This window comes from Burkholderia singularis (assembly GCF_001718875.1).
GTDB classification, from domain to species: Bacteria; Pseudomonadota; Gammaproteobacteria; order Burkholderiales; family Burkholderiaceae; genus Burkholderia; species Burkholderia singularis.
In genome coordinates, this window is the sequence record NZ_CP013448.1 from 2,777,440 (window position 1) to 2,798,853 (window position 21,414).

The 21,414-nt window shown below is 67.0% G+C and carries 20 protein-coding genes; 9 read left to right on the forward strand and 11 right to left on the reverse strand.

Annotated features, from left to right (window positions below):
• The first annotated feature begins 153 nt into the window (after positions 1 to 153).
• From AQ611_RS12265 to AQ611_RS12280, 4 genes are all read left to right on the forward strand, one after another.
• Positions 154 to 1,296, forward strand: a complete 1,143-nt coding sequence (locus tag AQ611_RS12265) for a DUF6670 family protein (protein WP_069235281.1) — start codon at positions 154 to 156, stop codon at positions 1,294 to 1,296.
• A 231-nt stretch (positions 1,297 to 1,527) separates the two neighbouring features.
• A complete protein-coding gene (locus AQ611_RS12270; RefSeq protein WP_069234673.1) occupies positions 1,528 to 2,811 on the forward strand; it encodes an SGNH/GDSL hydrolase family protein in 1,284 nt (427 codons plus the stop codon).
• A gap of 536 nt (positions 2,812 to 3,347) precedes the next feature.
• Positions 3,348 to 4,289 (forward strand): glycosyltransferase family 2 protein, encoded by a 942-nt coding sequence (locus AQ611_RS12275; RefSeq protein WP_083237310.1) that lies wholly within the window; start codon positions 3,348 to 3,350, stop codon positions 4,287 to 4,289.
• A 243-nt stretch (positions 4,290 to 4,532) separates the two neighbouring features.
• Positions 4,533 to 5,849, forward strand: a complete 1,317-nt coding sequence (locus AQ611_RS12280) for an SGNH/GDSL hydrolase family protein (protein ID WP_069234675.1) — start codon at positions 4,533 to 4,535, stop codon at positions 5,847 to 5,849.
• A gap of 60 nt (positions 5,850 to 5,909) precedes the next feature.
• Here the strand turns inward: AQ611_RS12280 and AQ611_RS12285 are convergent, their stop codons facing one another.
• The 3 genes from AQ611_RS12285 to gloB form a co-directional block, all read right to left on the reverse strand.
• Positions 5,910 to 7,139 (reverse strand): MFS transporter, encoded by a 1,230-nt coding sequence (locus AQ611_RS12285; RefSeq protein WP_069234676.1) that lies wholly within the window; start codon positions 7,137 to 7,139, stop codon positions 5,910 to 5,912.
• A gap of 173 nt (positions 7,140 to 7,312) precedes the next feature.
• Complete coding sequence (locus AQ611_RS12290; RefSeq protein ID WP_059513884.1) at positions 7,313 to 8,899, reverse strand: transglycosylase SLT domain-containing protein; 1,587 nt, start codon at positions 8,897 to 8,899, stop codon at positions 7,313 to 7,315.
• A gap of 158 nt (positions 8,900 to 9,057) precedes the next feature.
• The gene (gloB, locus tag AQ611_RS12295) at positions 9,058 to 9,870 is read right to left on the reverse strand and encodes a hydroxyacylglutathione hydrolase (RefSeq protein ID WP_069234677.1); all 813 of its coding nucleotides are present in this window, start codon (positions 9,868 to 9,870) and stop codon (positions 9,058 to 9,060) included.
• A 19-nt stretch (positions 9,871 to 9,889) separates the two neighbouring features.
• Here gloB and AQ611_RS12300 point away from each other — a divergent pair, with 19 nt between their 5' ends.
• The 3 genes from AQ611_RS12300 (at position 9,890) to dnaQ (ending at position 12,129) form a co-directional block, all read left to right on the forward strand.
• Positions 9,890 to 10,702, forward strand: a complete 813-nt coding sequence (locus AQ611_RS12300; protein WP_059513890.1) for a class I SAM-dependent methyltransferase — start codon at positions 9,890 to 9,892, stop codon at positions 10,700 to 10,702.
• Positions 10,699 to 11,145 carry a ribonuclease HI gene (rnhA, locus tag AQ611_RS12305; RefSeq protein WP_059570555.1) on the forward strand — a complete coding sequence of 149 codons (447 nt, stop codon included), beginning with the start codon at positions 10,699 to 10,701 and terminating at the stop codon, positions 11,143 to 11,145. The genes AQ611_RS12300 and rnhA overlap by 4 nt, the downstream gene beginning before the upstream one ends.
• A gap of 240 nt (positions 11,146 to 11,385) precedes the next feature.
• A complete protein-coding gene (gene dnaQ, locus AQ611_RS12315) occupies positions 11,386 to 12,129 on the forward strand; it encodes a DNA polymerase III subunit epsilon (RefSeq protein WP_069234679.1) in 744 nt (247 codons plus the stop codon).
• 321 nt (positions 12,130 to 12,450) lie between these two features.
• Here dnaQ and AQ611_RS12320 read toward each other — a convergent pair whose 3' ends face one another.
• Positions 12,451 to 12,783 (reverse strand): YnfA family protein, encoded by a 333-nt coding sequence (locus tag AQ611_RS12320; protein WP_059514174.1) that lies wholly within the window; start codon positions 12,781 to 12,783, stop codon positions 12,451 to 12,453.
• Here AQ611_RS12320 and AQ611_RS12325 point away from each other — a divergent pair.
• Positions 12,782 to 13,051, forward strand: coding sequence for a hypothetical protein (locus tag AQ611_RS12325; RefSeq protein ID WP_069234680.1), 270 nt, complete (start codon positions 12,782 to 12,784; stop codon positions 13,049 to 13,051). The two genes, AQ611_RS12320 and AQ611_RS12325, sit on opposite strands and share 2 nt — an antisense overlap.
• Positions 13,052 to 13,320: 269 nt before the next feature.
• Positions 13,321 to 14,832: a glycine betaine/L-proline transporter ProP gene (gene proP, locus AQ611_RS12335; RefSeq protein ID WP_069234682.1), complete on the forward strand. Its 1,512-nt coding sequence runs from the start codon at positions 13,321 to 13,323 to the stop codon at positions 14,830 to 14,832.
• Between the two features lie 347 nt (positions 14,833 to 15,179).
• On the opposite strand, the gene AQ611_RS12340 is transcribed toward proP, so the two are convergent.
• From AQ611_RS12340 to mdcC, 7 genes are all read right to left on the reverse strand, one after another.
• Positions 15,180 to 16,052: an alpha/beta hydrolase family protein gene (locus AQ611_RS12340; RefSeq protein WP_059513902.1), complete on the reverse strand. Its 873-nt coding sequence runs from the start codon at positions 16,050 to 16,052 to the stop codon at positions 15,180 to 15,182.
• Positions 16,053 to 16,337: 285 nt separating this feature from the next.
• The gene (gene mdcH, locus AQ611_RS12345; protein WP_069234683.1) at positions 16,338 to 17,273 is read right to left on the reverse strand and encodes a malonate decarboxylase subunit epsilon; all 936 of its coding nucleotides are present in this window, start codon (positions 17,271 to 17,273) and stop codon (positions 16,338 to 16,340) included.
• Positions 17,270 to 18,436, reverse strand: a complete 1,167-nt coding sequence (gene mdcB / locus AQ611_RS12350; RefSeq protein ID WP_083237311.1) for a triphosphoribosyl-dephospho-CoA synthase MdcB — start codon at positions 18,434 to 18,436, stop codon at positions 17,270 to 17,272. The genes mdcH and mdcB overlap by 4 nt, the downstream gene beginning before the upstream one ends.
• Positions 18,433 to 19,281: a malonate decarboxylase holo-[acyl-carrier-protein] synthase gene (gene mdcG, locus AQ611_RS12355; protein WP_069234684.1), complete on the reverse strand. Its 849-nt coding sequence runs from the start codon at positions 19,279 to 19,281 to the stop codon at positions 18,433 to 18,435. Before mdcG ends, mdcB begins: the two co-directional genes overlap by 4 nt.
• Entirely contained in the window at positions 19,256 to 19,981 is a 726-nt protein-coding gene (gene mdcE / locus AQ611_RS12360; protein ID WP_059513915.1) for a biotin-independent malonate decarboxylase subunit gamma, read from the reverse strand. The genes mdcG and mdcE overlap by 26 nt, the downstream gene beginning before the upstream one ends.
• Positions 19,968 to 21,089, reverse strand: coding sequence for a biotin-independent malonate decarboxylase subunit beta (locus AQ611_RS12365; RefSeq protein ID WP_231935847.1), 1,122 nt, complete (start codon positions 21,087 to 21,089; stop codon positions 19,968 to 19,970). Before AQ611_RS12365 ends, mdcE begins: the two co-directional genes overlap by 14 nt.
• On the reverse strand, positions 21,086 to 21,403 hold the full coding sequence (mdcC, locus tag AQ611_RS12370) for a malonate decarboxylase acyl carrier protein (RefSeq protein ID WP_059513918.1): 318 nt from the start codon (positions 21,401 to 21,403) through the stop codon (positions 21,086 to 21,088). The genes AQ611_RS12365 and mdcC overlap by 4 nt, the downstream gene beginning before the upstream one ends.
• Positions 21,404 to 21,414 lie beyond the last annotated feature (11 nt).

The following is a 21,414-nucleotide window of genomic DNA, read 5'->3' on the forward strand; positions in this document are numbered from 1 at the left end:
TTTGCCATTGATCAATGTTACGTTCAATGCGATCTTTCCCTCATCGAACCCGGATCGCGAATTGCGGGCCGTCATGCCAGCGGGCAGCGGCTCCGCGACGGCGATACCCGTGCGCCGCACCGCCGGGCGCATCCGGCCGACACAAGGAAACTCATGGACACCCTCCTCGACACGCGCGATTTCCTCGCTCCGCCGAGCCCGCCGCTGATCGACAGCAGGCGGCGCCCGCACGGCCTGCGCGGCCTGCGCAGCCATCTGATGGGAAAGGCGGCCGAGCTGTTGCTGCGGCCCGTGAAGCCGTCCGTGCGGCCCGCGCCGCCCGCACCGTTGATATTCCCGCCGAACGGCGGCTCGTGCCGCTTCGGTCTCACGCATTACGGCGTGACGATTTCGAATCTGCCAGCCCCGCATCAATTTCTCGCTTGCAGAGCAATACTCGGCAACGCCGGCATGCGCGCATTCGACACCGATTTCGCAGCCCAGCCGGGCGACGGCCCGCTGCGCACCGCGACGCTCGTGCATGGCACGGCGGCGGCCGTCGACGGCCACTTCACACGCTATTCGATACCGCAAGACGTGGAATTGCGCGACGACGGCAGCCTGCTGCGCTTCGGCAACGAGCTGCTGCTTGCCGGCCGCTATCCCGATTTCCAATTGAAGAGCCGGCGCGCGGGCTTCGCGGTCGACCTGCGGCTGCACGCGACGGGCGACATCACTTGGCTTGCGAAAGGTCCGCTCTTCGACCATATCGTGCTCGTCACCCGCTATCGCGGCAGGATCGAGCACAACGGCACGTCGATCGGCGTGGCGGGGCTCTGCACCTACGAATATGCGCGCGGCTCGTCACCGTACCTGCTGTACAACCGCTTTCTGCCGAAAGCCGCGAAACTGCCGTGGGACGTGCTCAGCTATCACGTGATCGATCTCGATGCGGAGACGCAACTTCTGCTGTCGCACGTCCAGTTCGACGGTCATCCGGCAACCTACGCGCACCTGCGCATCCTGGGCGAATGCGCGCATCGGCTCGATGCCGACGTCCATTTCCGGGTGCTGAGCCTGCAATCCGAGCCGGCCGTCGCGCCCGACGGCTCGACGATGCCGCTGCCCAGGCAGTTCATCTGGACGCTGCGCGATACGCAGGGCAACGACTTGTTCGTGATCGAAGGGACCGTCGATACGCCGATGCTGTTTGGCGTCGGCACCGGCTACGTCGGCGGCTACCGGTGGGAAGGCATGCGTGGCGCGGAGCCGATCAGCGGGCGCGGTTACATCGAGTACGTCGATCAACGTCGATGAGCGGTGCGGCACGGCGCAGCGCTTCGTGCCCAGCAGACCCCGGCTCGACGGTGCGAACCGGCCGCGCGCCGCGCCCGCGCTGCCGCCGCAACCCGCCCGGACAATACAGCGGACCGGCGCGGTTTCGCTTGCCCGGTCCGATTGAGACGCCCGACGGTAAAGCCCGCCCCGCAGCACGACGGGAAGCGGCCCGTGCATATAATCCGGAATCCTCATCGTAGGGTCCGTCCCATGAAAACGATCAAGCAACGGCTCGTCGCGATCGCGTGTTGCATCGCATTCGCCGCATCCGCCGCCGCGCTCGCGCAACGCCACACCGCTTCTGACGCCGCACCGCATTGGGTCGCCGCATGGGCGAGCGCGCTGCACGCGATTCCGGCCCCGTCGTATGGCGCAGTGGATGTCGCGGGCCGCACCGTTCGTGAGATCGTTTACCCGACGCTTTCCGGCCGCACCGTGCGCATTCGCGTGAGCAACGCATACAGCGATACGCCGCTCGTGGTCAACGCGCTGCGCATCGCGCCTTCGACAGGAAGCAGCGCCGCGCTCGCGGCGCCCCATTCGGCCGTCGTGACGTTCGGCGGCCGGCGTGCGATCGAACTGCCGCCCGGTCAGGATGCGCAGAGCGATCCGATCGAATTCGACATCGACGCAGGCAAGCCTTACGCGCTCAGCCTGTATGTCGGCGAGCGGCAGACGATGCGCGCATGGCACGGCACCGCCATGCAGGTCAATTACGTGTCCGAGCCGGGCGACCATACATCGGATGCGAATGCGCGCGCCTATCCGACCAGCATCACGAATTCCGCTTGGGTGACGGAACTCGCGGTCGCCGCGCCGCCGTCACGACGCGCTGCGGCGATCGCGGCAGTCGGCGATTCGCTCACGGACGGCCTGCACTCCAGCACGAATCTGAATCGCCGCTGGCCGGACGAGTTTGCCCGGCGCCTCGCACAAGCGGGCGAGCGCGAACTCGGCGTCGTCAATCTCGGCATCAGCGGCAACCGCCTGCTCACCGATTCGCGCTGCCTCGGCGTCGCGCTCGAAAAGCGCTTTGCGCGCGACGTGCTGGCGCGCGCCGGCGTAAAGGTTGCAATCCTGATGATCGGCGTCAACGATATCAATTTCATCGCCGCGCCCGTGCCGCTATCGGGCGTCGATTGCTTCGCCCCGCGCATCAAACCGGATGCCCAGGCGCTGATCGACGGCTATCGGCGCATGATCGCCGCCGCGCACGAGCACGGCATTGCGATATTCGGCGGCACGCTGACACCGACGTCAATGCCGCCCGAACGCGAAGCTGTGCGCCAAAAAGTGAACGCGTGGATCCGGAGCTCGGGCGCATTCGACGGAATCGTGGATTTCGACGCCGCGGTGCGCGATCCGGCGAATCCATCGTCACTCCTGCCGAATTACAACAGCGGCGACGACATTCACCCGAACGATGCGGGTTATGCGGCGATGGCCAAGGCCGTGCCGATCGACCCAATCACGGCCCGCGCCGAGGCGCGGTGAACCCCGCGCCGTCATGCGACGCGCGGCAAACGTGCGCGTCGGACGGCCGCCCAAATCGAAACGTCCGGATGGCTCGGCGCGCACCGCCCTTGCGCCGCCGTGTCCATTCATGCGCGCGCGCAACGCGCTCGCCACGCAACCGGTTTTATTCGCCGCGCCATTCAGTCATCCGCGTCTCGTCGATATCGCGCTTTTCATGGATTAGACGCTTACGCTTGTCATTATTTTTTTGACAAGCACGGGTGCTGCATCAAAAATCGCCGCATCATGATCGCACGCAGGCCCGACTCCGATCATCCGGCAATTGCGAGCCGCTACAATCGCCTACACTTGCATGGCGAACAGGCAATGGATTCAACGCCCGAGCATGCGTCAAACACCAATTAGATTTTGGCGTCTTTCCGCAAAACCGCCTGTGCCGGTCGGCACGCGAGCCGGCGGCACGGCTCTCCGCGCCTTTCGGCCATCGGCGGCGGTAAACATAGATTTATCCAGTTTTATTGAAAAAATAAAATCCACCAAATAATGAGCAGGCCATGCCAGCTTACCCTCGGATATCAGTCATCATTCCGGCATTCAACGCAGCACGCTTTATTGGCGAGGCTGTCGAATCCATTTTGACGCAAACGTACCAAGATTTTGAAGTAATCGTCGTCAATGACGGCTCGACCGACAACACAGCCCATCTACTCAATCAATTTCTCGGCGATCCCCGCGTTCGGGTGATTACCTTTGCAACCAACCAAGGAGAGGCCGTCGCCACCAATGTCGCCATAGCCGCGGCGCGCGGGACGTACATTGCCAGGCTCGATGCCGACGATGTTGCACTGCCGGAGCGCCTGGCCTATCAGGTGGACGTGCTGGATCACAATCCGCACGTCACGCTGACAGGAGGCAACGTGAATATCCTCGGTCAGGATAATCGGTCCAGCGTCATGCTGGCGGATGCGGACATCAAGTGCGCGCTACTCGACGGCGGCGGCCATTTTATTACGTCGACGACCATGTGGCGCCGATGCTGGTTCATGGCGCGGAATATTTGGTGGAATCCGGCCCTGCCGTCCGCTCGCGATCATCGTTTTTGGATCGACGCGATGCTGGCCGGCGCACACTTCGCAAATATCGACCGGGTGCTTGCACTTTACCGGCTGCACGAAACCAACATCAGCCGCGACATAGGCGCGATGCGTATTGCCGTGCATCAAAATAGAGAATTGATTTTGCATGCCTTTTATCCGGAACTTACGGAAACCGAATGCAACACGCTGCTTCCGCTCATTGAATGCCAGCAATATGGCGTCGAGCATTTGACCGATATCCGGCAATTAAATGCATGCATCGAATTGCTGCGTCGCATGCATCGCAAAACGACGTCTTATTATGGAGAAAATCCATCGGCATTGATTATATATATTCAGTATTGGTACGACAGCGCGTGCGCGCGCATCGAAGCGTTGCAGGCGGCCGGATCGAGCTGAATGCCGCCGGCGCGAGCGCCCGAAATGCCGGTCCTCCGCCATCGAAAGCCAACGCCCCTCGCGCCCGCGAGCGGCAGCAATAAAAGATGAAACGCTGCCGGCGCAGCCTCGTCAAGCTTTCCCAATCCTTTCGGCCTACGAAAAGTTTCATCCCTTTCCGGTTTGAGTAAGCATGCGCACAGAACGGTTGACGCAATCCAATACCCTGAGCGCTCGGCGACCTTTTGTGAGAGGAATAGAAGAATGAAACCGACGGCACACAGGCATGCACTCAGGCATTGGTTCTACTCAGTTGTCTATGGCGTCGGCATTGCGCTAGGCGCATCGCACGCGGCCAGCGCAGCTTCACCGAATACCAACCTACTGGCGCCGCACTGGGTCTCCGCATGGGCGACAGCGCTCGAGCCCATCCCCGATAATTCGCAGGCCATCTTCCCGACGCCCGATGTCGGAGGACGCACGTTCAGACAGATCGTCTACCCGACGCTCTCCGGGCAGGCCGTGCGCATCCGCGTCAGCAACGCCTACAGCAATGCGCCGCTCGTGGTCAAAGCGTTGAGGATCGGCCAGTCGGCGGGCGGCGCGGCGCTCACCGCCAACAGTTCAGTCGCGGCGACGTTCAGCGGCGCGACCGAGGTCACGCTGTCGCCCGGTCAAGAACTGGACACGGACCCCATTCCATATGCCGTGAAGGCGGGCGTGCCGTATGCGCTCAGTCTGTATCTGGGCGATCAGCAGAAAATGACGGTGTGGCACGGTGTGTCGAACCAGGTCAATTACGTGTCCGACGTCGGCGATCACACGAGCGACGCGGCAGCCGACGCATATCAGAACGGCATCACGCATTACGCATGGATGACGGAGCTGGCGGTGCAAAAGCATCTGCCATTCGCCTCGACGGTTGCCGCCATCGGCGATTCGCTCACCGACAGCGAAGGCTCGAGCGTGAATCTGAACCGGCGCTGGACCGATGCGTTCGCGGCGCGTCTCGCGAAAGTCGGCGCGCGCGAGATCGGCGTTCTCAACCTCGGCCTCACCGGCAACCGGCTGCTGAACGATTCCGTGTGCTACGGCGCGGCCGTGGAAAACCGCTTCGAACGAGACGTGCTCGCGCACCCCGGCGTCAAGGTGGTGATCCTGCAAGCCGGCGATAACGACATCGGCTTCGCGGCGGCGCAGCCGCAGCCCGGGCTCGATTGCCTCGCGCCGCACAAACAGGGCGACTTCCAATCATTGGTCGACGGCTATCAGCGGATCATCGCTGTCGCGCACCAGCACGGCATCTCGGTGATCGGCGCAACGCTCGCGCCGGCGTTGCTGTCGCCCGCGCCGCTCGAGCAAACCCGCCAACAGGTGAATACATGGATCCGGACGTCGGGCGCGTTCGACGGCGTCGCGGACTTCGACGCCGCGTTGCGCGATCCCGCCAATCCGTCGGTCATTCAGGCGCGCTATCTCAGCAGCGACGGCCTGCATCCGAATGATGCGGGCTATGCGGCAGTGGCCAATGCCGTGCCCCTCTGGGAAGTCATCATTCAATCGTTGCGCTATCGCCGTTAAGCCATTGGGCCCGGCCGCCGGCGCGCGCCGCGGCCGGGCCCGCGGCCGGTCACCCGATCCTCACACGACCTCGCGCGCCGGCTTGGCGGGCGTGCGATCCGGCAACGCATACCAGACCGCGCTTGCGAGTTGCAGCGCGATCAGCAAACCCCACGCAGTCAAATGCGCGTGCACCGGATAGTGCGCCGCCTGCGTCGGCCACTGCGACAGCACCGCGCCGACGCCGATTTGAAACCCGAAAATCAGCACGAAAATGACCAATGTGAGCGTCGTATTCGCACGGCCGATCAAGTGCGCCGGAAAATATTCGGCGAGCACCGCATAGCTGAGGATGCCGACTCCGCCGAACACGCCATATGCCGACCATAGCAGCACGGCGGGTAACGGCGCGCGCAGCATGATCGCGAGCTGGGTCGCGACGAACAGCATCATTCCGATCCCGCAGAACGCATACAACGACACGCCGCGCCGCTCGAGGCCACGCGCAGCCGCGCCGAAACCGACGCACCCCGCCATCATCGCGAAGCCGAGCACCGACACGAGCGCGGCCGCATCGTGCGGCGCATAGCCGCCGACGTCGCGCAGATACGCACCGACCCACAGCGACTGCATCGCATAGAACACGCCTTGCGTGACGACCGAGAACGACGCGATTTTCCAAAACGCGCGATTCGTGATGATCCGCCAAGTGCCGACGAACTGGCTTGCAATACCCGCATCGCGGCGCTCCTGGTTCGCATCGGGTGCGAACGCCCACAGTGCCGCGGCCACCGCGACAGTCATCACGCCGAGCCCCACGCATACCGCACGCCAGCCGGAAAAGCTCAACAACCACGACAGCGGCGAGCCGACCACCACGCCGCCCAAACCGCCCACCGCCATTACGAAGCCGTTCAAAAGCGGCAGCCGCGCGATCGGGAAATGCTGCGCGAGCGCTTTGAACGCGCCGCCCAGGCATACCGATACACCGATGCCGATCATCAGCCGCCCGGCCATCATCGCGCCGACACTGTGCGCGGCCCCGAACACCCACGCGCCCGCCGCCGCGACCAACAGCAGCGCGGCGCAGACGCGGCGCGGGCCATAACGGTCGAGCAACACGCCCGCTGGAATCTGCGCGAGCGCGAAACCCAGGAAATAGAGGCTCGTCAACAGCCCGAGATCGGCGGCCGACAGGCCGAGATCATGGGTAATCAAAGGCGCGAAACCGAGATTCACGCCCCGATAGACATAGGAAACGAAATAGCCGATCGCGAACAACGCGAATACGCGGAACTGCACGAAGGACATGGTGGTCACCGACGGAAAAACGCCGGGCCGACGGCGCTCGGCGCAAGAGCGGACACAAGCACGGCGGCCGGGCACAAACAAAAACGCCGTCACCCAGGTGACGGCGTTTTCCGATGATAGTCGACGCTTGGCCGCGGCGCCGAAAGCCCCTGCCGCGCGCGCGCCCTTTCGTCTTACTTTTTCTTGCCCTTGCGGCCCGTCGCCTTCGCGGGCGCAGCTTTCGCCGCAGCCTTGGCCGAGCTTCTGGCCGGCGCCTTCGCTTCAGCCTTGCGGCCCCGGCCCGTCGCACGGCCGCCGGTATGCAGGCTCGCACGCTCGATCCGGCCGCCCGATGCCGCCGTCGCGATCCGCTGCGGCCCCGGCTCGGCCGGCACCGCGCGGCCGACCGGCACGTGCAGCACGAGCGTCTGGCCCGGCATCACGACCGAGCGGCGGGTGCGGTTCCATGCATGCAATTGCGCGACCGACACGCCGTAGCGGCTCGCCACCATCTCCATCGACTGCTTGCGCCGCACGCGAATCAGCATCTTGCGCGTATCCGGCACATCCGGCTCGATCGCGAGCACACCGTTTTCCGCGACATCGGCGCTGATGTCCTCGTCATCGTCGTCGCCGCGCGGCACGACGATCGTCGAGCCCGGCTTCAGCCGCATGCCGGCCGGAATCTTGTTCACCTGCATCAGCGTGTCCGCGTCGACGCCTATCTTCTCCGCGAGCGCGGCCGGCCGCTCGCGCTCGGTTACGGTGTACGTGGTCCAACTCGACAATTGACCGTCATACGACTTGAGGTTCTTGCCGAACGCGGCGGCGTTGTCGAACGGCAGCAGGATCTGCGGCTGCGTCGCGCCGAGAATCACCGGCTTCGAGAACGAAGGATTGAGCGACTTGAATTCGTCGAGCGGCAGGTTCGCGAGTTTCGCCGCCACCTTCACATCGATGTCGCGCGACGTCGTCACGGTTACGAAATACGGGTGATTCGGAATCTCGGGCAGCGTGAGACCGTATTGCTTCGGGTTCGTCACGATGTTCTTCACCGCCTGCAGCTTCGGCACATAGTTGCGCGTCTCGTTCGGCATCCGCAGGCTCTGATAATCGGTCGGCAGGCCCGCTGCCTGATTGCGCGCGATCGCGCGCTGCACGTTGCCCTCGCCCCAGTTGTAGGCGGCAAGCGCGAGATACCAGTCGCCGAACATGTCGTGCAACCTGGACAGGTAGTCGAGCGCGGCGCTCGTCGAGGCCAGCACGTCGCGCCGCTCGTCCTGCCACATGTTCTGCCGCAAGTTGTACGTGCGGCCCGTGCCCGGCACGAATTGCCACATCCCCGCGGCTTTCGCGACCGACAGCGCCTGCGGGTTGTACGCGGATTCGATGAACGGCAGCAGCGCAAGCTCGGTCGGCATGTGGCGCGATTCGAGCTCCTCGACGATGTGATACAGATACTTCTGCGAGCGCTCGGTCATCCGCTGCACGTAGTCGGGACGCTGCGCATACCACTGCGCCTGCATGTCGACGAGGTCGGTCTGGAGATCGGGAATCTGGAAACCGCGGCGGATGCGCGCCCAGAGATCGCTGTCGGAAGTCGTCAGATCGCCGACCGATTGTTTGTCGACGTCGACGGTTTCTTTCGCGGTGGCGGACTTGCGGATGAAATTCGACGCGGCCTGCGCATCGGACGCTGCCGCCGGACCTTGAGCGGTAGGCCCCGTGCCCGCGCACGCGGCGAGCATCAGAACCAACAGCGCGCTAATGAAGAATCGCATGAAAAATCTCGGCTTCCAACTGCTGGAAATTGCAGGCGATAGTACGAAAGTGCGCCGTTCGCGTCAATAAAAACACCGAAAAAACCTGCTAATTCGGATATTTGGGGCCGATTCTCTAGATTTCGGATGAGCATCCCCCCACTCGAAAGTAGGTTGGATTACCGAAACCGGTTTTTCCACTCGCGCATCAACGTGAACGCGGTGAGCCGGTCCGGCACCGGCTCGTGCAACTCGGCCGCGAGCGTCGCGCGGATCGACGCGCTGTCCGCGCGCAGGAACGGATTGACGGCACGCTCGTGGGCGATCGTGGTCGGCAACGTAGGCTCGCCGCGCGCGCGGCGCGCGAGCGCGTCGTCGCGCCAGGCCGCGAGCGCGGCGTTGTCCGGCTCGCAGGCGAGCGCGAATCGGATGTTCGACAGCGTGTATTCGTGCGCGCAATGCACGCGGGTGTCGCCCGGCAGTGCGGCGAGCGCGTCGAGCGACGCGAGCATCTGCGCGGGCGTGCCCTCGAAAAGGCGCCCGCAGCCGCACGAGAACAGCGTATCGCCGCAAAAGAGGTGCGGCGCGGCATTCGCCGGCCCCGCCGGCTGGAAATACGCGATGTGCCCGCGCGTATGGCCCGGCACGTCGATCACGTCGAACTCGACGGCCACGCCCGACGCGAGCTCGACCCGCACACGCTCGCCGCCCGCGACGCGCCGCGTCACGTGCTCTATCGCTTCGTTCGCGGGCGCGAACACGGCAATTTCGCGATCTCGAGCGAGCGCGCTCAACTCGGCCACTCCGCCGACATGGTCGCCGTGGTGGTGCGTGAGTAAAATAGCGCTTAGCCGCCAGCCTCGAGCGTCGAGATAGCGGCGCACCGGCTCGGCTTCGCCCGGATCGACGACGAGCGCATCGCGGCCGTCGGATACGACCCAGACGTAGTTGTCGTCGAATGCCGGCACCGGCACGTATTCCAGCTCGTTCATGGGCGCGCACTCACCATATATGTCTGACCGTTCGATTATAGACTGGCCCGCCTGGAGTGCCTCTCCGCCCGGACGCTACGTGCTGGGCTGGGAGCAGGCGCAACTCGACCGCATGGTGTCCGACGTGTTCGGCTTCCACGCGCTGCAGCTCGGGCTGCCGCAACTGGACGCGCTGCGCGAGAACCGGATGCCGTACCGCGGGCTCGTGCTCGACCCTGCCAGCGGTGCGAGCGCGCCGTACCACTACCCGTGGGCGCGCGAAGCGCATAGCCCGGAGCACGCGCCCGCCGGACGCAGCACGGTCTGGTGCGATCTGCTCGATCTGCCGTTCGAATCGCAAAGCGTCGATCTCGTGGTGATGCCGCATACGCTCGAGTTCACCTCCGATCCGCACCGGTTGCTGCGCGAGGTCGAACGCGTGCTGATGCCGGAAGGCCAGCTCGTGATCACGGGCTTTAATTCGTTGAGCCTCTGGGGCGCGAGGCAGTCGGTCGGCAAGATGACGAACCGGCCGTTCGTGCCCGCGACGCTCGAGCGGATCACGTTCATCCGGCTGAAGGACTGGATCAAACTGCTTGGCTTCGATCTCGAACGCGGCCGCTTCGGCTGCTACCGGCCGCCGCTGTCGACCGACAAGTGGCTCAACCGCTACGCATTCATGGAGGCCGCGGGCGACCGCTGGTGGCCGATTTTCGGCGCCGTCTACATGGTGACGGCGATCAAGCGCGTGCGGGGAATGCGGCTCGTCGGCCCGATCAAGGTCAAGAAACCGGTGCTGAAGCCGGGCCTCGCGCCCGCGGCCACCCCGACCACCCACCAAGAACATTCATGACGCAGCAAATCATCGACATTTATACCGACGGCGCCTGCAAAGGCAATCCTGGCCCCGGCGGCTGGGGCGCACTGCTGCGCCACGGCACGCAGGAGAAGGAGCTTTTCGGCGGCGAAGCCGGCACGACCAACAACCGGATGGAACTCACCGCGGTCATCGCCGCGCTCGAAGCGCTCAAGCGGCCGTGCAAGGTGATCGTCCACACCGATTCGCAGTACGTGCAAAAAGGCATCAGCGAATGGATTCACGGCTGGAAGAAAAAAGGCTGGGTGACGGCCGCGAAGACGCCGGTGAAAAATGCCGACCTCTGGCAGAAACTCGACGCGCTCGTCGCGCAGCACGACGTGGAGTGGCGCTGGGTGAAGGGCCATGCCGGCCATCCGGAAAACGAACGCGCGGACGCGCTCGCGAACCGCGGTGTCGCATCGCTCGAATCGGCATGAACCCGGCTGGCCGCGCTGCGCGCCTCGCCGCCGGCTCTCGCCGGCCGTCCCTGCCGCGCCCGGGCGCCGGCCGGTTCGCGCGCCGCGGCCGCCTGCCGAGCGCGGCATGCGCACGAGCAGGCCGGCCGCGCGCCGCCACGCCGGCGGCCCAGCGCGCGAGCGATCCGCTGACGGCCTGAGCCGTTCACAAACCGCTCGCGCGCCCTTGCTTTCACGATTAACCCGAACCTCGCTTCCTCCATGCGCCAGATCATCATCGATACCGAAACCACCGGCCTGAACCCGCGCGCCGGCGACCGCATCCTCGAAGTCGGCTGCGTCGAGCTGCTGAACCGGCGGCTCACCGGCAATAACCTGCACTTCTACATCAACCCCGAGCGCGACAGCGATCCCGCCGCGCTCGCGGTGCACGGGCTGACGACCGAATTCCTGAGGGACAAGCCGAAATTCGCCGAGATCGTCGATGCGCTGCGCGACTTCATCCGCGGCGCCGAACTCATCATCCACAACGCGCCGTTCGACATCGGCTTTTTCAACGCCGAGTTCGACCGGCTCAACCTGCCGCCGATCACCGAAGACTGCGCGGGCGTCATCGACACGCTCGTGCAGGCCAAGCAGATGTTCCCCGGCAAGCGTAATTCGCTCGACGCACTCTGCGACCGCTTCGGAATCAACAACTCGCACCGCACGCTGCATGGCGCGCTGCTCGACTCGGAACTGCTCGCCGAGGTCTATCTCGCGATGACGCGGGGCCAGGAAAGTCTCGTCATCGATATGCTCGACGAAGGCAGTCACGCGCAACACAACGGCAACGCGCCGCGCGTGACGTTCAGCGGACTCGATCTGCCGGTGCTCGCGGCGACGGCGGACGAACTCGCCGAACACGACGCGCAGCTCGATGCGCTCGACAAGGCCGTCAAGGGCGCCTGCATCTGGCGCAGCGCGGCAGCGGCCGGCGACGCGGCCGCAAGCAGCGGCGCATAAAATCGCGCGCGGGCCTGCTGGCCTGCTTCCCTGCCAATAGCGGCCAGCGCGCGGCCCGGCAAGCCGCGGCATCCGGCTCATCCGCTCTACCCCAGCCTTTCGGGTTATTCGAGCCCGCCAGGGCCGCGCTGCGAACGCGCTCGGGCACACGTTCGCGCGCGTAAGTCAGCCGGCGTTTTGTTGCCGCGCTCTTGGGCTCTTGGGCTCTTGGGCTCTTGGGCTCTTGGGCTCTTGGGCTCTTGGGCTCGCCAGCCGCCGCCCCGCCGCCCTAACCAGCAGCGCAAGCCCTCGCGCGAGCCGCGCGGCCTCTGCGCATGCTTTTCAGCCTCGCGGCTGCAACGCGATCACCGACATCCCGGCAAGCGCAAGCGCCGCGCCAGCGACATCCCAGCGCGACAGCGGCACGCCGTCGACGAGCCGCAGCCACGCAAGCGCCACCGCAATATAAACGCCGCCATACGCCGCATAGGTACGCGCGGCGGCAGCCGGATGCAGCGTCAGCAGCCACGCGAACAGCGCGAGCGACAGCGCGGCGGGCGCAAGCAGCCACGCCGGCTTGCCCGACTTCAGCACGAGCCAAGGCAGGTAGCAGCCGGCGATTTCAGCAAGCGCGGTCAGCACGAAAAGCACGGCGATTTTCACGATCGAAAGCATGGCGCAAGCGCGCGAAGCGCGCGTCGAAAACGCCGCGAAACGCCACGGCAACGAGCGCGATTATGCCCGACGCAACGCCCGCGCGGCTGGGGCTATTCCGGCAATTTGCACGATCCTCAGCCATCGTGCTATCATGTCGCATCTTTCAACAGGCTATTGCCGTCATTTCATTTCGACCGCCGAGGCATACTGTCGCCTGCCGGCCCTCGAAATTTCGTTCACAAGAAAGCGCGCCTCCGCGCTGCTTTTTTCGTTTCAACGCCCTTGATTAGGGCATACCGCCGGCCGCAAACACCACGCGATGCGCCGGTGCGCCGTCCGTCCCGCGAGATGCGCGACGGACTTCTCTCGAGTGCGAGCGTGCGACGGCATCGACCGGTTCGCGCCAGATCCGCTGCGCCGCAAAGCGAGCGCCGCCGCGTCTGTTGCGCTCATGCGCGTCGATTGGCGTCGATCTCGCCCCGCACTCGTCGGCAAACCGTGGCAAAACGCGCGAATCACCGCGCGATTTGGCCGCCGTCACAGGAGCTTTCGACCTTGACCGCAACATCCGCCAATTCGTCTTCCAGTCCGTCTCCCAGTCGATTCGCCGCGCCGGCCCATGGCGCGGCAACGTCCGAGCGCTCCGAGATCACCGTCGTCGACCGCAGCCTGTTGAAGCGCGCCGTCGGCGCGATGGCACTCGGCAACGCGATGGAATGGTTCGACTTTGGCGTCTACAGCTACATCGCCGTCACGCTCGGCCAGGTATTCTTCCCGTCCAGCAGCCCGTCCGCGCAATTGCTCGCGACCTTCGGCACGTTCGCCGCCGCGTTTCTCGTGCGCCCGCTCGGCGGCATGGTGTTCGGCCCGCTGGGCGACCGGATCGGCCGCCAGCGCGTGCTCGCGATGACGATGATCATGATGGCGGCGGGCACGCTGGCGATCGGCCTGATCCCGAGCTACGACTCCATCGGCATCATGGCGCCCGTGCTGCTGCTCGTCGCCCGCCTCGTCCAGGGCTTCTCGACGGGCGGCGAATATGGCGGCGCGGCAACGTTCATCGCCGAATTCTCGACCGACAAGCGCCGCGGTTTCATGGGCAGCTTCCTCGAGTTCGGCACGCTGATCGGCTACGTGATGGGCGCGGGCGTCGTCGCGCTGCTGACAGCCACGCTGTCGCGCGACGCGCTGCTGTCGTGGGGCTGGCGCGTGCCGTTTCTGATCGCGGGCCCGCTCGGCCTGATCGGCCTCTACATCCGCACGAGGCTCGAGGAAACGCCTGCGTTCAAGCGCGAGGCCGAAGCCCGCGAAGCGCAGGACAAGGCCGTGCCGAAGACGCACTTTCGCCGCGAGCTGATGCGCCACTGGCGCGCGCTGCTGCTGTGCGTCGGTCTCGTGCTGATCTTCAACGTCACCGACTACATGGCGCTGTCGTATCTGCCGAGCTATCTGTCGTCGACGCTGCATTTCGACGAAGCGCACGGCCTCGCGCTGATCCTGATCGTGATGATCCTGATGATGCCGATGACGCTCGCGGCGGGCCGTCTGTCCGACGCGGTCGGCCGCCGGCCGGTGATGATGGCGGGTTGCATCGGGCTTTTCGCGCTGTCGATCCCCGCGCTTACGCTGATCCGCACCGGCGACGCGATGCTCGTGTTCAGCGGCCTGCTGATGCTCGGCGCGCTGCTGTCGTGCTTCACGGGCGTGATGCCGTCGACGCTGCCCGCGCTGTTTCCGACCAAGATCCGCTATGGCGCGCTCGCGATCGGCTTCAACGTGTCGGTGTCGCTGTTCGGCGGCACGACGCCGCTCGCGGCCGCTTGGCTCGTCGACCGAACGGGCGATCTGATGATGCCCGCGTACTACCTGATGGGCGCCGCCGTAATCGGTGCGATTTCGGTGTTCGCGCTGCCGGAGAGCGCGCGCCGGCCGCTCAACGGATCGCCGCCCGCGGTCGCGTCACATGACGAGGCGCGCGCGCTGGCGCGCGAACTCGAACGCGAGCGCCACGCGCGCAAGCAGGATGACGATGGAAGGTACGCTGCGGCGGTGACACTGCGGGCATAAATCGTTATCGGAATCAGCGGGGCCGTGCCGGCACGGAACGGGCGCACTCGACTAGCTCGACTAGCTCGACTGTCCCGACCGGCTCGGCGGCCGATCGATCCGCCGGTTCGGCAATCGGGCCGGCTCTGCCAGCCGGCCCGCCGATCTGTTTCTTATCGGCTCATCCCCGCCGATGTCAGCGCCAAACCCGGTCACTCTCCACCGCGACCGCCACGCGCCATCCTGCGCCGCACGCTCGAATTCCGGCAACGCGCCAGCCCGTAAGCGCAGCGCGGCGGCCGCCGGACAGCGCGCCGAATCGATACGCGCGACGGCACGGCATATCCTTCTCTACGCCGCGCGACGCATCACTGCTCGCACAACCAAGCCGCACCGAGCGGCCACAGCCCTTGGTTGTCGTCGCGGAAATAACCAAAGTGGCCGATCGGTCGCTGCCCGTCGGACGGATCGATCTCCCGGAATTCGATCTGTGCGCTCGAATAAAAGCGATGCAGCGCTTGCACCGCGGTAGGCGGCGCAATCCAATCGTCGTTCACCGTGTAGGCGAGGATGCGTCCACGATAGCCGCGAAAATGATCGCGCAACGGGAAGCCGCCGCTATCGACGAGGTAGTCGGGATGACGGCACCAGCGCGCCCATTCGTGCGCGACACCCGACGGCAGCGAGCAAAGCGCGGCGAGCCCCGGATGACGTCCCGGCCGAACCGGCAGCAGCGCGCCGAACGCACACGCGGCGCCGAGCCACAGCGGCGCCATCATCAGACGCCGCGGCCACGTCCAATGCCCCCAGTAGCCGCTCCCGCAACACACCGACAGCAGCGCCGCCGCGCGGCCGTTGTTGTGCGCGAGGCCGAACATCTGCCCGCCTGCGCCATGGCCGACCGCGACGAGCCGCCTGGCCGGCGCGCGCCGCGCAAGATGATCGAGCGCGGCGGGCAAATCGGCCTCGCCCCAGTCGCGCAACGTCGCGGTGTCGGCGGTGCGCGAACGCAGGCGCGAATCGCCGATGCCGCGATAATCGTAGGTCAGCACTGTGAAACCGGCGGCGGCGAGAAAGCGCGCATAGCGCTCGTAGTAAGCGCGCGGCACGCCGAGCGCGCCATTCACGAGCACGCTGCGGCCGTTACTGGCCGCCGGCAAATAGAAAGTCCCAGTCAGCAATCTGCCGTCCAGCGCCGCAAAGCGTGTCGTTTCGGCGGTGATTGGCTGTCGTTCGTGCATGCACCATCCTTTTGTCTTACGGTTATTGTGCAAGCGAATACGTTTGTTCGCCAGCAGCACGGTACTTGGATGGTCGGAGGTTCCCCACGTTCGATAAGAAAAGATGCCGCGAAAAGATATCGCAGCATGGACGTGGCGGCGGCCGCCTGGCGCTGGCGCGAACCGCCGGGTCGTCTGCCGGATCGTCCGGGCGATCAATGTGATGGCCGGGGCGGCCGCTTCTGCCACCGGCGCTGTACCGCTATCGTGCGGCTTGCGGCAATCGAATCAATTCCCAGGCGAACGCTAAACGAAATCGACACGCGCGAGCCACGCTTGCACGCCGTCCCACGACCGGAAATCGGCAAGGCTGCGCGCCGGCAGCGCCGGATACGCCGCGGCGGCCATCTGCGCGAGTGCGCGCCCGGGCCCGAGTTCGACGAACGCGCGCGCGCCCGCCTCCACGCACCCCGCAACGCATGCGGCCCAGTCGATCGGCTCGGCAATCTGGCGCGCGAGCTTGTCGAGACCGGCGCCGACGTCGAGCACGGGCGAGCCGTCGAGCCCGCCCAGCAGCCGCGTGCCGGCTGTCGGCGAGCGCGCGACTCGTGCGTGCGCGAGCGCCGCGCGAAAACGCGGCACGGCGTCGGCAAGCCAGCGGGTATGGGACGCCACGCGAACGTCGAGGGACGTGACGCGCTGCGCGTGCTCGGCGCGCACCGCGCGCGCGAGCGCATCGAGCGCCGCGGGCGAACCGGCCAGCACGTAGGCGTCGCCTGGGTTGACGATCGCCACGGCGGCGGCGTGCGCGGCGCACAGCGCGTCGATCGCGTCGCGCCGCAAGCCGCGCACGAACAACATCCGCGCATCGGCATGGCTCGCGGCGTCCATCGCGCGGGCGCGGGCCGCGGCGAGATCGAGCGCCGCGCGCGCGTCGATCAACCCCGCGACGCTCCAGGCCGCCACTTCGCCGACGCTATAGCCTGCCACGCAACGCCGGCGCGGCAGCAGCGCATCGAGCCGGGTCATCGCGCTCACGGCCTGCAGCGTGCAGACGAGTTGGGCGGCAAAATTTCCGTGCAGCGCCTCAGCGTCGGCGTGACGCACCCAGACACGCGGATCGACACCGAACAAGTTCGCCGCGTGCGCGAACAGCGGCGCCGCTTGCGGCAGGTCCGCCGTCAATTCGAACATGTCCGCGCACTGCCCGCCCTGTCCGGCGCAGAGAATCGCGATCGTCACCGCGAAGGCTCCGTGCGCCGTTGCGGCCGCCGCCGATCCGCACTGACTTCGGCCTGCACGCCCCGCGCCCGATCCGGCGGCGTGCGAACCGTCGCGCTGCGTTCAGGCTGCCGTCGATTCGCGCGGGTTGGCCATGGAGGCTCGATGGGCGGCGCTGCCCGCAAACGGCTGCCATCATAAGCGGCGACGAACAGGCTCATCGCCAGCAGATCGGCCGCGCCGCCCGGGCTCAGGCGGCGCGCGACGAACGCGCGGTGGGCGGCCACCGCGCGCGAATGCCAATCGATCGCCCCCACGCCGCCGCGCGCCAGAAAATCGCGTGCGGTGCGCTGCGCGAAGACGAGCCCGTCAAGGCCGCCGCGATGCAGCAGATTCGTATCGTCGATGCCGGCAATCAACACGAAGCATGCGTGCACGCGCGCTGCCTCGGGGTTGCCGGGCGCCAGTTGCGCGGCGTCGGCGAGCGCGTGCACGCCGAGCGTATAGACGCTCGGAAAACCGCCCGCCGCCTCCGCCCGCGCACCGCCGACGCCATAGCGGCGGCTCGCGCATTCGCCGTGGCTGTCGAGCGCGCGCGGCCCGCGCACAATTGCGGCGCCCCAGCGCTCGGCCACGATCGCGCCGAGCGGCGCGGCGGCGCGATGCGGCACATGGGATGCGGCACGCAAGCCCGCCGCCGCGCACAACAGGCCGAGCCCAAAGATCGCGCCGCGATGCGTGTTCACGCCATGGGTCGCGTCGAGCATCGCAGACTCCGCGCGCAAGCCGATCCGGCGCAGCGCGGCCATGTTCGCGTCGCGCGCGCCCGCGTCGGCCAGCTCGGCGAAGAATGGGCGTAACGCCGCCGCGCTGCGGCGGAATGTATCGGCACTCATATCGTCGTGACTGCCGGAGTCGACATGGCTCACGAGGCCGGGCTTCGGCCATGTGTCGATTTCGACGAGCAGGCAGCGTGTCGCCTGCGCGGCGATTTCCGCTGAAACGGACGCGGTTGCCGCAAGCGGGCGTTGCGGCGCGTCGCGCAATGCGGCGGCCGGGCTCGACGGGCTCGTCAGCGCATACGCGCTGCCCGCGCCGTCAAGCGGTTGCGTTGCCGGCATCCGGTCCGGCTGCGTGTCGTGCAAACGGACCCCGGCATGCGCCGAGCATCGGCATGCGCTCATCGCCACGTCTCCAGAAAAACGTCCGGCGCGCACAATACGACACCGTCCGCCGTTTTCACCGCGACCTCGCGCGCGCGCGCATGCAGCTCGCGCCAGTTCACACCTGCGCCGTCGGCCCGTAACAGCTCGCCGTCTATGCGCATCGGCGCGCGCGTATCGAGGTCGGCGAGCGCCGCGACGAGTGCCGCGATCGATGCGCCGGTCTCCGCGGAATCCGCCCAATCCGACGACTCCTGCGACTCCCCCGCCGATGCGTCACGCCCGCACGCCGCCTCGGCATCGTCTGCCGGCCACCCCGATTCCCGCCCGCGGCGGCACGGACCGTGCGCGACAGGCCGGGCCGCCGCGTCGCGCGCCGTGTCGCACGCGCGCCGTGCCGCGCGCGGCGTCAGCACGATATCGAGATCCGATTGCCCGTGCAGATAACGCAGTCCCGTGAGCGCCTGCCACCCAAGGCTGCCGAACACGCGGCAATCGACCCAATGCGCGTCGGCAAGCATGCGCAAATTCGCGAGCGTCGGCCGCCACGCAGGCGGCGCATCGCGCTCGACCTCCTTGAGCGTCGGCAACGCGCGGATGGCGGCGATCTGCGCGGGCGCCGCGGTCAGCGCGATACGCCGCTTGCCCGCCGACGGCGGCAACGGCAATCCGAGCGCAACGCCCGCCTCGCCCGGCATGCCGCGCCGCACGATCAGCGGCCAGCCGCGCGCGGCCCAGTGCCGTACATCAGGCAGATGCGCCGCATCGCCGTGCGCGGCAAGCAAGCCGGGCCACGCATCGGCGCGCACGCGCACGAGCGTATGGCGGCGCAGCGGCGCGTCAGCCGCCGGCGCGCGCCAGTTCATACACGCGTTGCGCGACGTCGGCCGCAACCGGCCGGCCGCCGCGTTCGCGGCCCACTCTGCCGCGCCGGTCCGTGCGATCCACGGGCCGCGCGATCAGTTCGGCCAGTTGCTCGGCCAGCGAACGCGACGGATCGAGCACCTCGTCAATCGCGCCCGTCTTCGCGAAGTTGTCGAGCCCCGGTGCGAACACCGCCGTCGAGCGGGCCTTGTCGCTCAATACGTCCAACGGCAGCTTCGTCACCCGCGCCATCGCCTGCAAATCCATCACCTCGGGCTGGGCACCCGGCAGCGCCACCAATGTGCGGGTCGCCAGCGCGGTCGCGATGAACGCGCCCGCGGCCGCATGCCCGTAAAGCAGTCCGATCGTCCGATGGCCGAGTGCGTCCGCGCGCTGCAGGCATTTCGCGAGATGCGCGAGATATTCGTTCAGGCCGAGCAGTTCGTCGCGTCGGCTCATGCGCTGGCTGTCGCCGTCGACGAGCACGAGAATCGGCGTGGCGCCGCCGCGCGCGATCGTCGCGAGCACGTGCGCGGCGAGCTTGAGCGCGCCGTGCACGCCCAGCGCCGCGCCTTGCGTGACGCCGATCACGTCGATCGCGCCGAACGCGGCCGCGCCGCGCCCGGACAGCAGACCGTGCGCATCGACATCGATATCGTGGCCGGCCGGAAACAGCGACGCCAGCACGTCATCGAGCACCATCGCTCACCTCCGAGAGTCGATCGGCAAGCGCCGTGAACGCCGGGTAATCGAGTGCGGGAATCGAGGCCGCGTCGCTCGCGCCGAGCGCGTGCCACATATCGAGCGCGTCGTGGCAGCCGCGAAAGCGCTCGATGCGCTTCGCGAGGCGCGCGTGTTCCGCCTCGAGCGTCGCGGTGTCGAATGCGACAGCGCTCGTCTGCGCCACGAGTTCGATCGCCGCGTGGCGAAACGCGTCGATGGTATCGTCGACGAAACGCTCGGCGCCGCCGCTCAAGCGCCGATGCTTGCCGCCCATCGTGCGCCACACGAGCGCGCGGTCGCGCGAATCGAATTCGTCGACGCCGTGCCGGCTTTCGATCACCTCCGGCCCGGACACGCCGATGCGCCCGGCCTCCGACACCGCAAGCGCCGAGCAGCACGCGGCGATGATGCCGCCGCCGCCATAGCAGCCCGCGCGCCCGCCGACGAGCCCGACGACGCTCACGCCCGCCGCACGTGCATCGAGCATCGCGCGGATGATCTCGGAGACCGCGATTTCGCCCGCATTCGCTTCCTGCAGCCGCACGCCGCCGGTATCGAACAGGATCACGACGGGCTGCCGCACGTCCCGCGCGGCGCGTAGCAACCCGGTCAGCTTCGCGCCGTGCACTTCGCCGAACGCGCCGCCCATGAAACGGCCTTCCTGCGCGGCGACCAGCACCGGCTGGCCCGCAAGCCGCGCGCGGCCGACGATCATGCCGTCGTCGAATTGTCCAGGCAGCTCGAACAGCGGCAGATGCGGGCTCGTCATACGCTCGCGCGGACCGACAAACTCGCTGAACGTGCCCGTGTCGACCAACCCCGCGAGACGCTGCCGCGCCGATGCTTCATACCAGCTCGTGCCGGCGGCCAAGCGCCCGGCATTGGCCGAACCGATTGGCGGACGGGTTGCGGCGTTTGCGGGCGGATCGGCCGTCGCGCCCGTTGCGGCGCCTGCCGGCACGCCTGCCACACCTGCCGCAGCGCTCGCCGGCGCGCCCGCCGCCCGGCTCACCGTGCCGCCGGCGCCACCCGTGGCCGGCTCGTCCGCCGCTTCGAGCGTTGCCCCACCCGCCGTGCCGATCCTCATCGCTCGCCTCCCTCGATCGCGCGTACCGCCTGTGCGAGCCGCAGCGACACCATGTCCGGCCGCGCGCCGCCGTCGTTGACGGACAGCCGCAGCCCGCCCGGCGAGCGGCGCTCGACAAAATCGGCGACCACTGCCCGCCAGACCTCGCCGAAGCCCTCGGCGGCGGTCCGGATGTCGACCTCGCATTCGGTGTCGGGCAGCACGCGCTCGACGAGCACCTCCAGATTGCCCGACGCGACCACGCCGACGATCGCCCACGGGGCATCGCCCTTGGCCCGTTCGCGCGCCGCATGGCGGTAATAAAGCTGTTCCATCGCTCCCCTGC

What these genes read in the sequence shown, in the direction of transcription:
- AQ611_RS12320 (WP_059514174.1), bottom strand. Translation starts at nt 12,783, where the DNA reads ATGCTTTCGATCGTGAAAATCGCCGTGCTTTTCGTGCTGACCGCGCTT.
- AQ611_RS12270 (WP_069234673.1), top strand. Translation starts at nt 1,528, where the DNA reads ATGAAAACGATCAAGCAACGGCTCGTCGCGATCGCGTGTTGCATCGCA.
- rnhA (WP_059570555.1), top strand. Translation starts at nt 10,699, where the DNA reads ATGACGCAGCAAATCATCGACATTTATACCGACGGCGCCTGCAAAGGC.
- dnaQ (WP_069234679.1), top strand. Translation starts at nt 11,386, where the DNA reads ATGCGCCAGATCATCATCGATACCGAAACCACCGGCCTGAACCCGCGC.
- AQ611_RS12290 (WP_059513884.1), bottom strand. Translation starts at nt 8,899, where the DNA reads ATGCGATTCTTCATTAGCGCGCTGTTGGTTCTGATGCTCGCCGCGTGC.
- mdcG (WP_069234684.1), bottom strand. Translation starts at nt 19,281, where the DNA reads ATGAACTGGCGCGCGCCGGCGGCTGACGCGCCGCTGCGCCGCCATACG.
- mdcC (WP_059513918.1), bottom strand. Translation starts at nt 21,403, where the DNA reads ATGGAACAGCTTTATTACCGCCATGCGGCGCGCGAACGGGCCAAGGGC.
- AQ611_RS12365 (WP_231935847.1), bottom strand. Translation starts at nt 21,089, where the DNA reads ATGAGGATCGGCACGGCGGGTGGGGCAACGCTCGAAGCGGCGGACGAG.
- AQ611_RS12265 (WP_069235281.1), top strand. Translation starts at nt 154, where the DNA reads ATGGACACCCTCCTCGACACGCGCGATTTCCTCGCTCCGCCGAGCCCG.
- AQ611_RS12275 (WP_083237310.1), top strand. Translation starts at nt 3,348, where the DNA reads ATGCCAGCTTACCCTCGGATATCAGTCATCATTCCGGCATTCAACGCA.
- AQ611_RS12285 (WP_069234676.1), bottom strand. Translation starts at nt 7,139, where the DNA reads ATGTCCTTCGTGCAGTTCCGCGTATTCGCGTTGTTCGCGATCGGCTAT.
- AQ611_RS12325 (WP_069234680.1), top strand. Translation starts at nt 12,782, where the DNA reads ATGGCGCAAGCGCGCGAAGCGCGCGTCGAAAACGCCGCGAAACGCCAC.
- gloB (WP_069234677.1), bottom strand. Translation starts at nt 9,870, where the DNA reads ATGAACGAGCTGGAATACGTGCCGGTGCCGGCATTCGACGACAACTAC.
- AQ611_RS12340 (WP_059513902.1), bottom strand. Translation starts at nt 16,052, where the DNA reads ATGCACGAACGACAGCCAATCACCGCCGAAACGACACGCTTTGCGGCG.
- AQ611_RS12280 (WP_069234675.1), top strand. Translation starts at nt 4,533, where the DNA reads ATGAAACCGACGGCACACAGGCATGCACTCAGGCATTGGTTCTACTCA.
- mdcB (WP_083237311.1), bottom strand. Translation starts at nt 18,436, where the DNA reads ATGAGCGCATGCCGATGCTCGGCGCATGCCGGGGTCCGTTTGCACGAC.
- mdcE (WP_059513915.1), bottom strand. Translation starts at nt 19,981, where the DNA reads ATGGTGCTCGATGACGTGCTGGCGTCGCTGTTTCCGGCCGGCCACGAT.
- AQ611_RS12300 (WP_059513890.1), top strand. Translation starts at nt 9,890, where the DNA reads ATGTCTGACCGTTCGATTATAGACTGGCCCGCCTGGAGTGCCTCTCCG.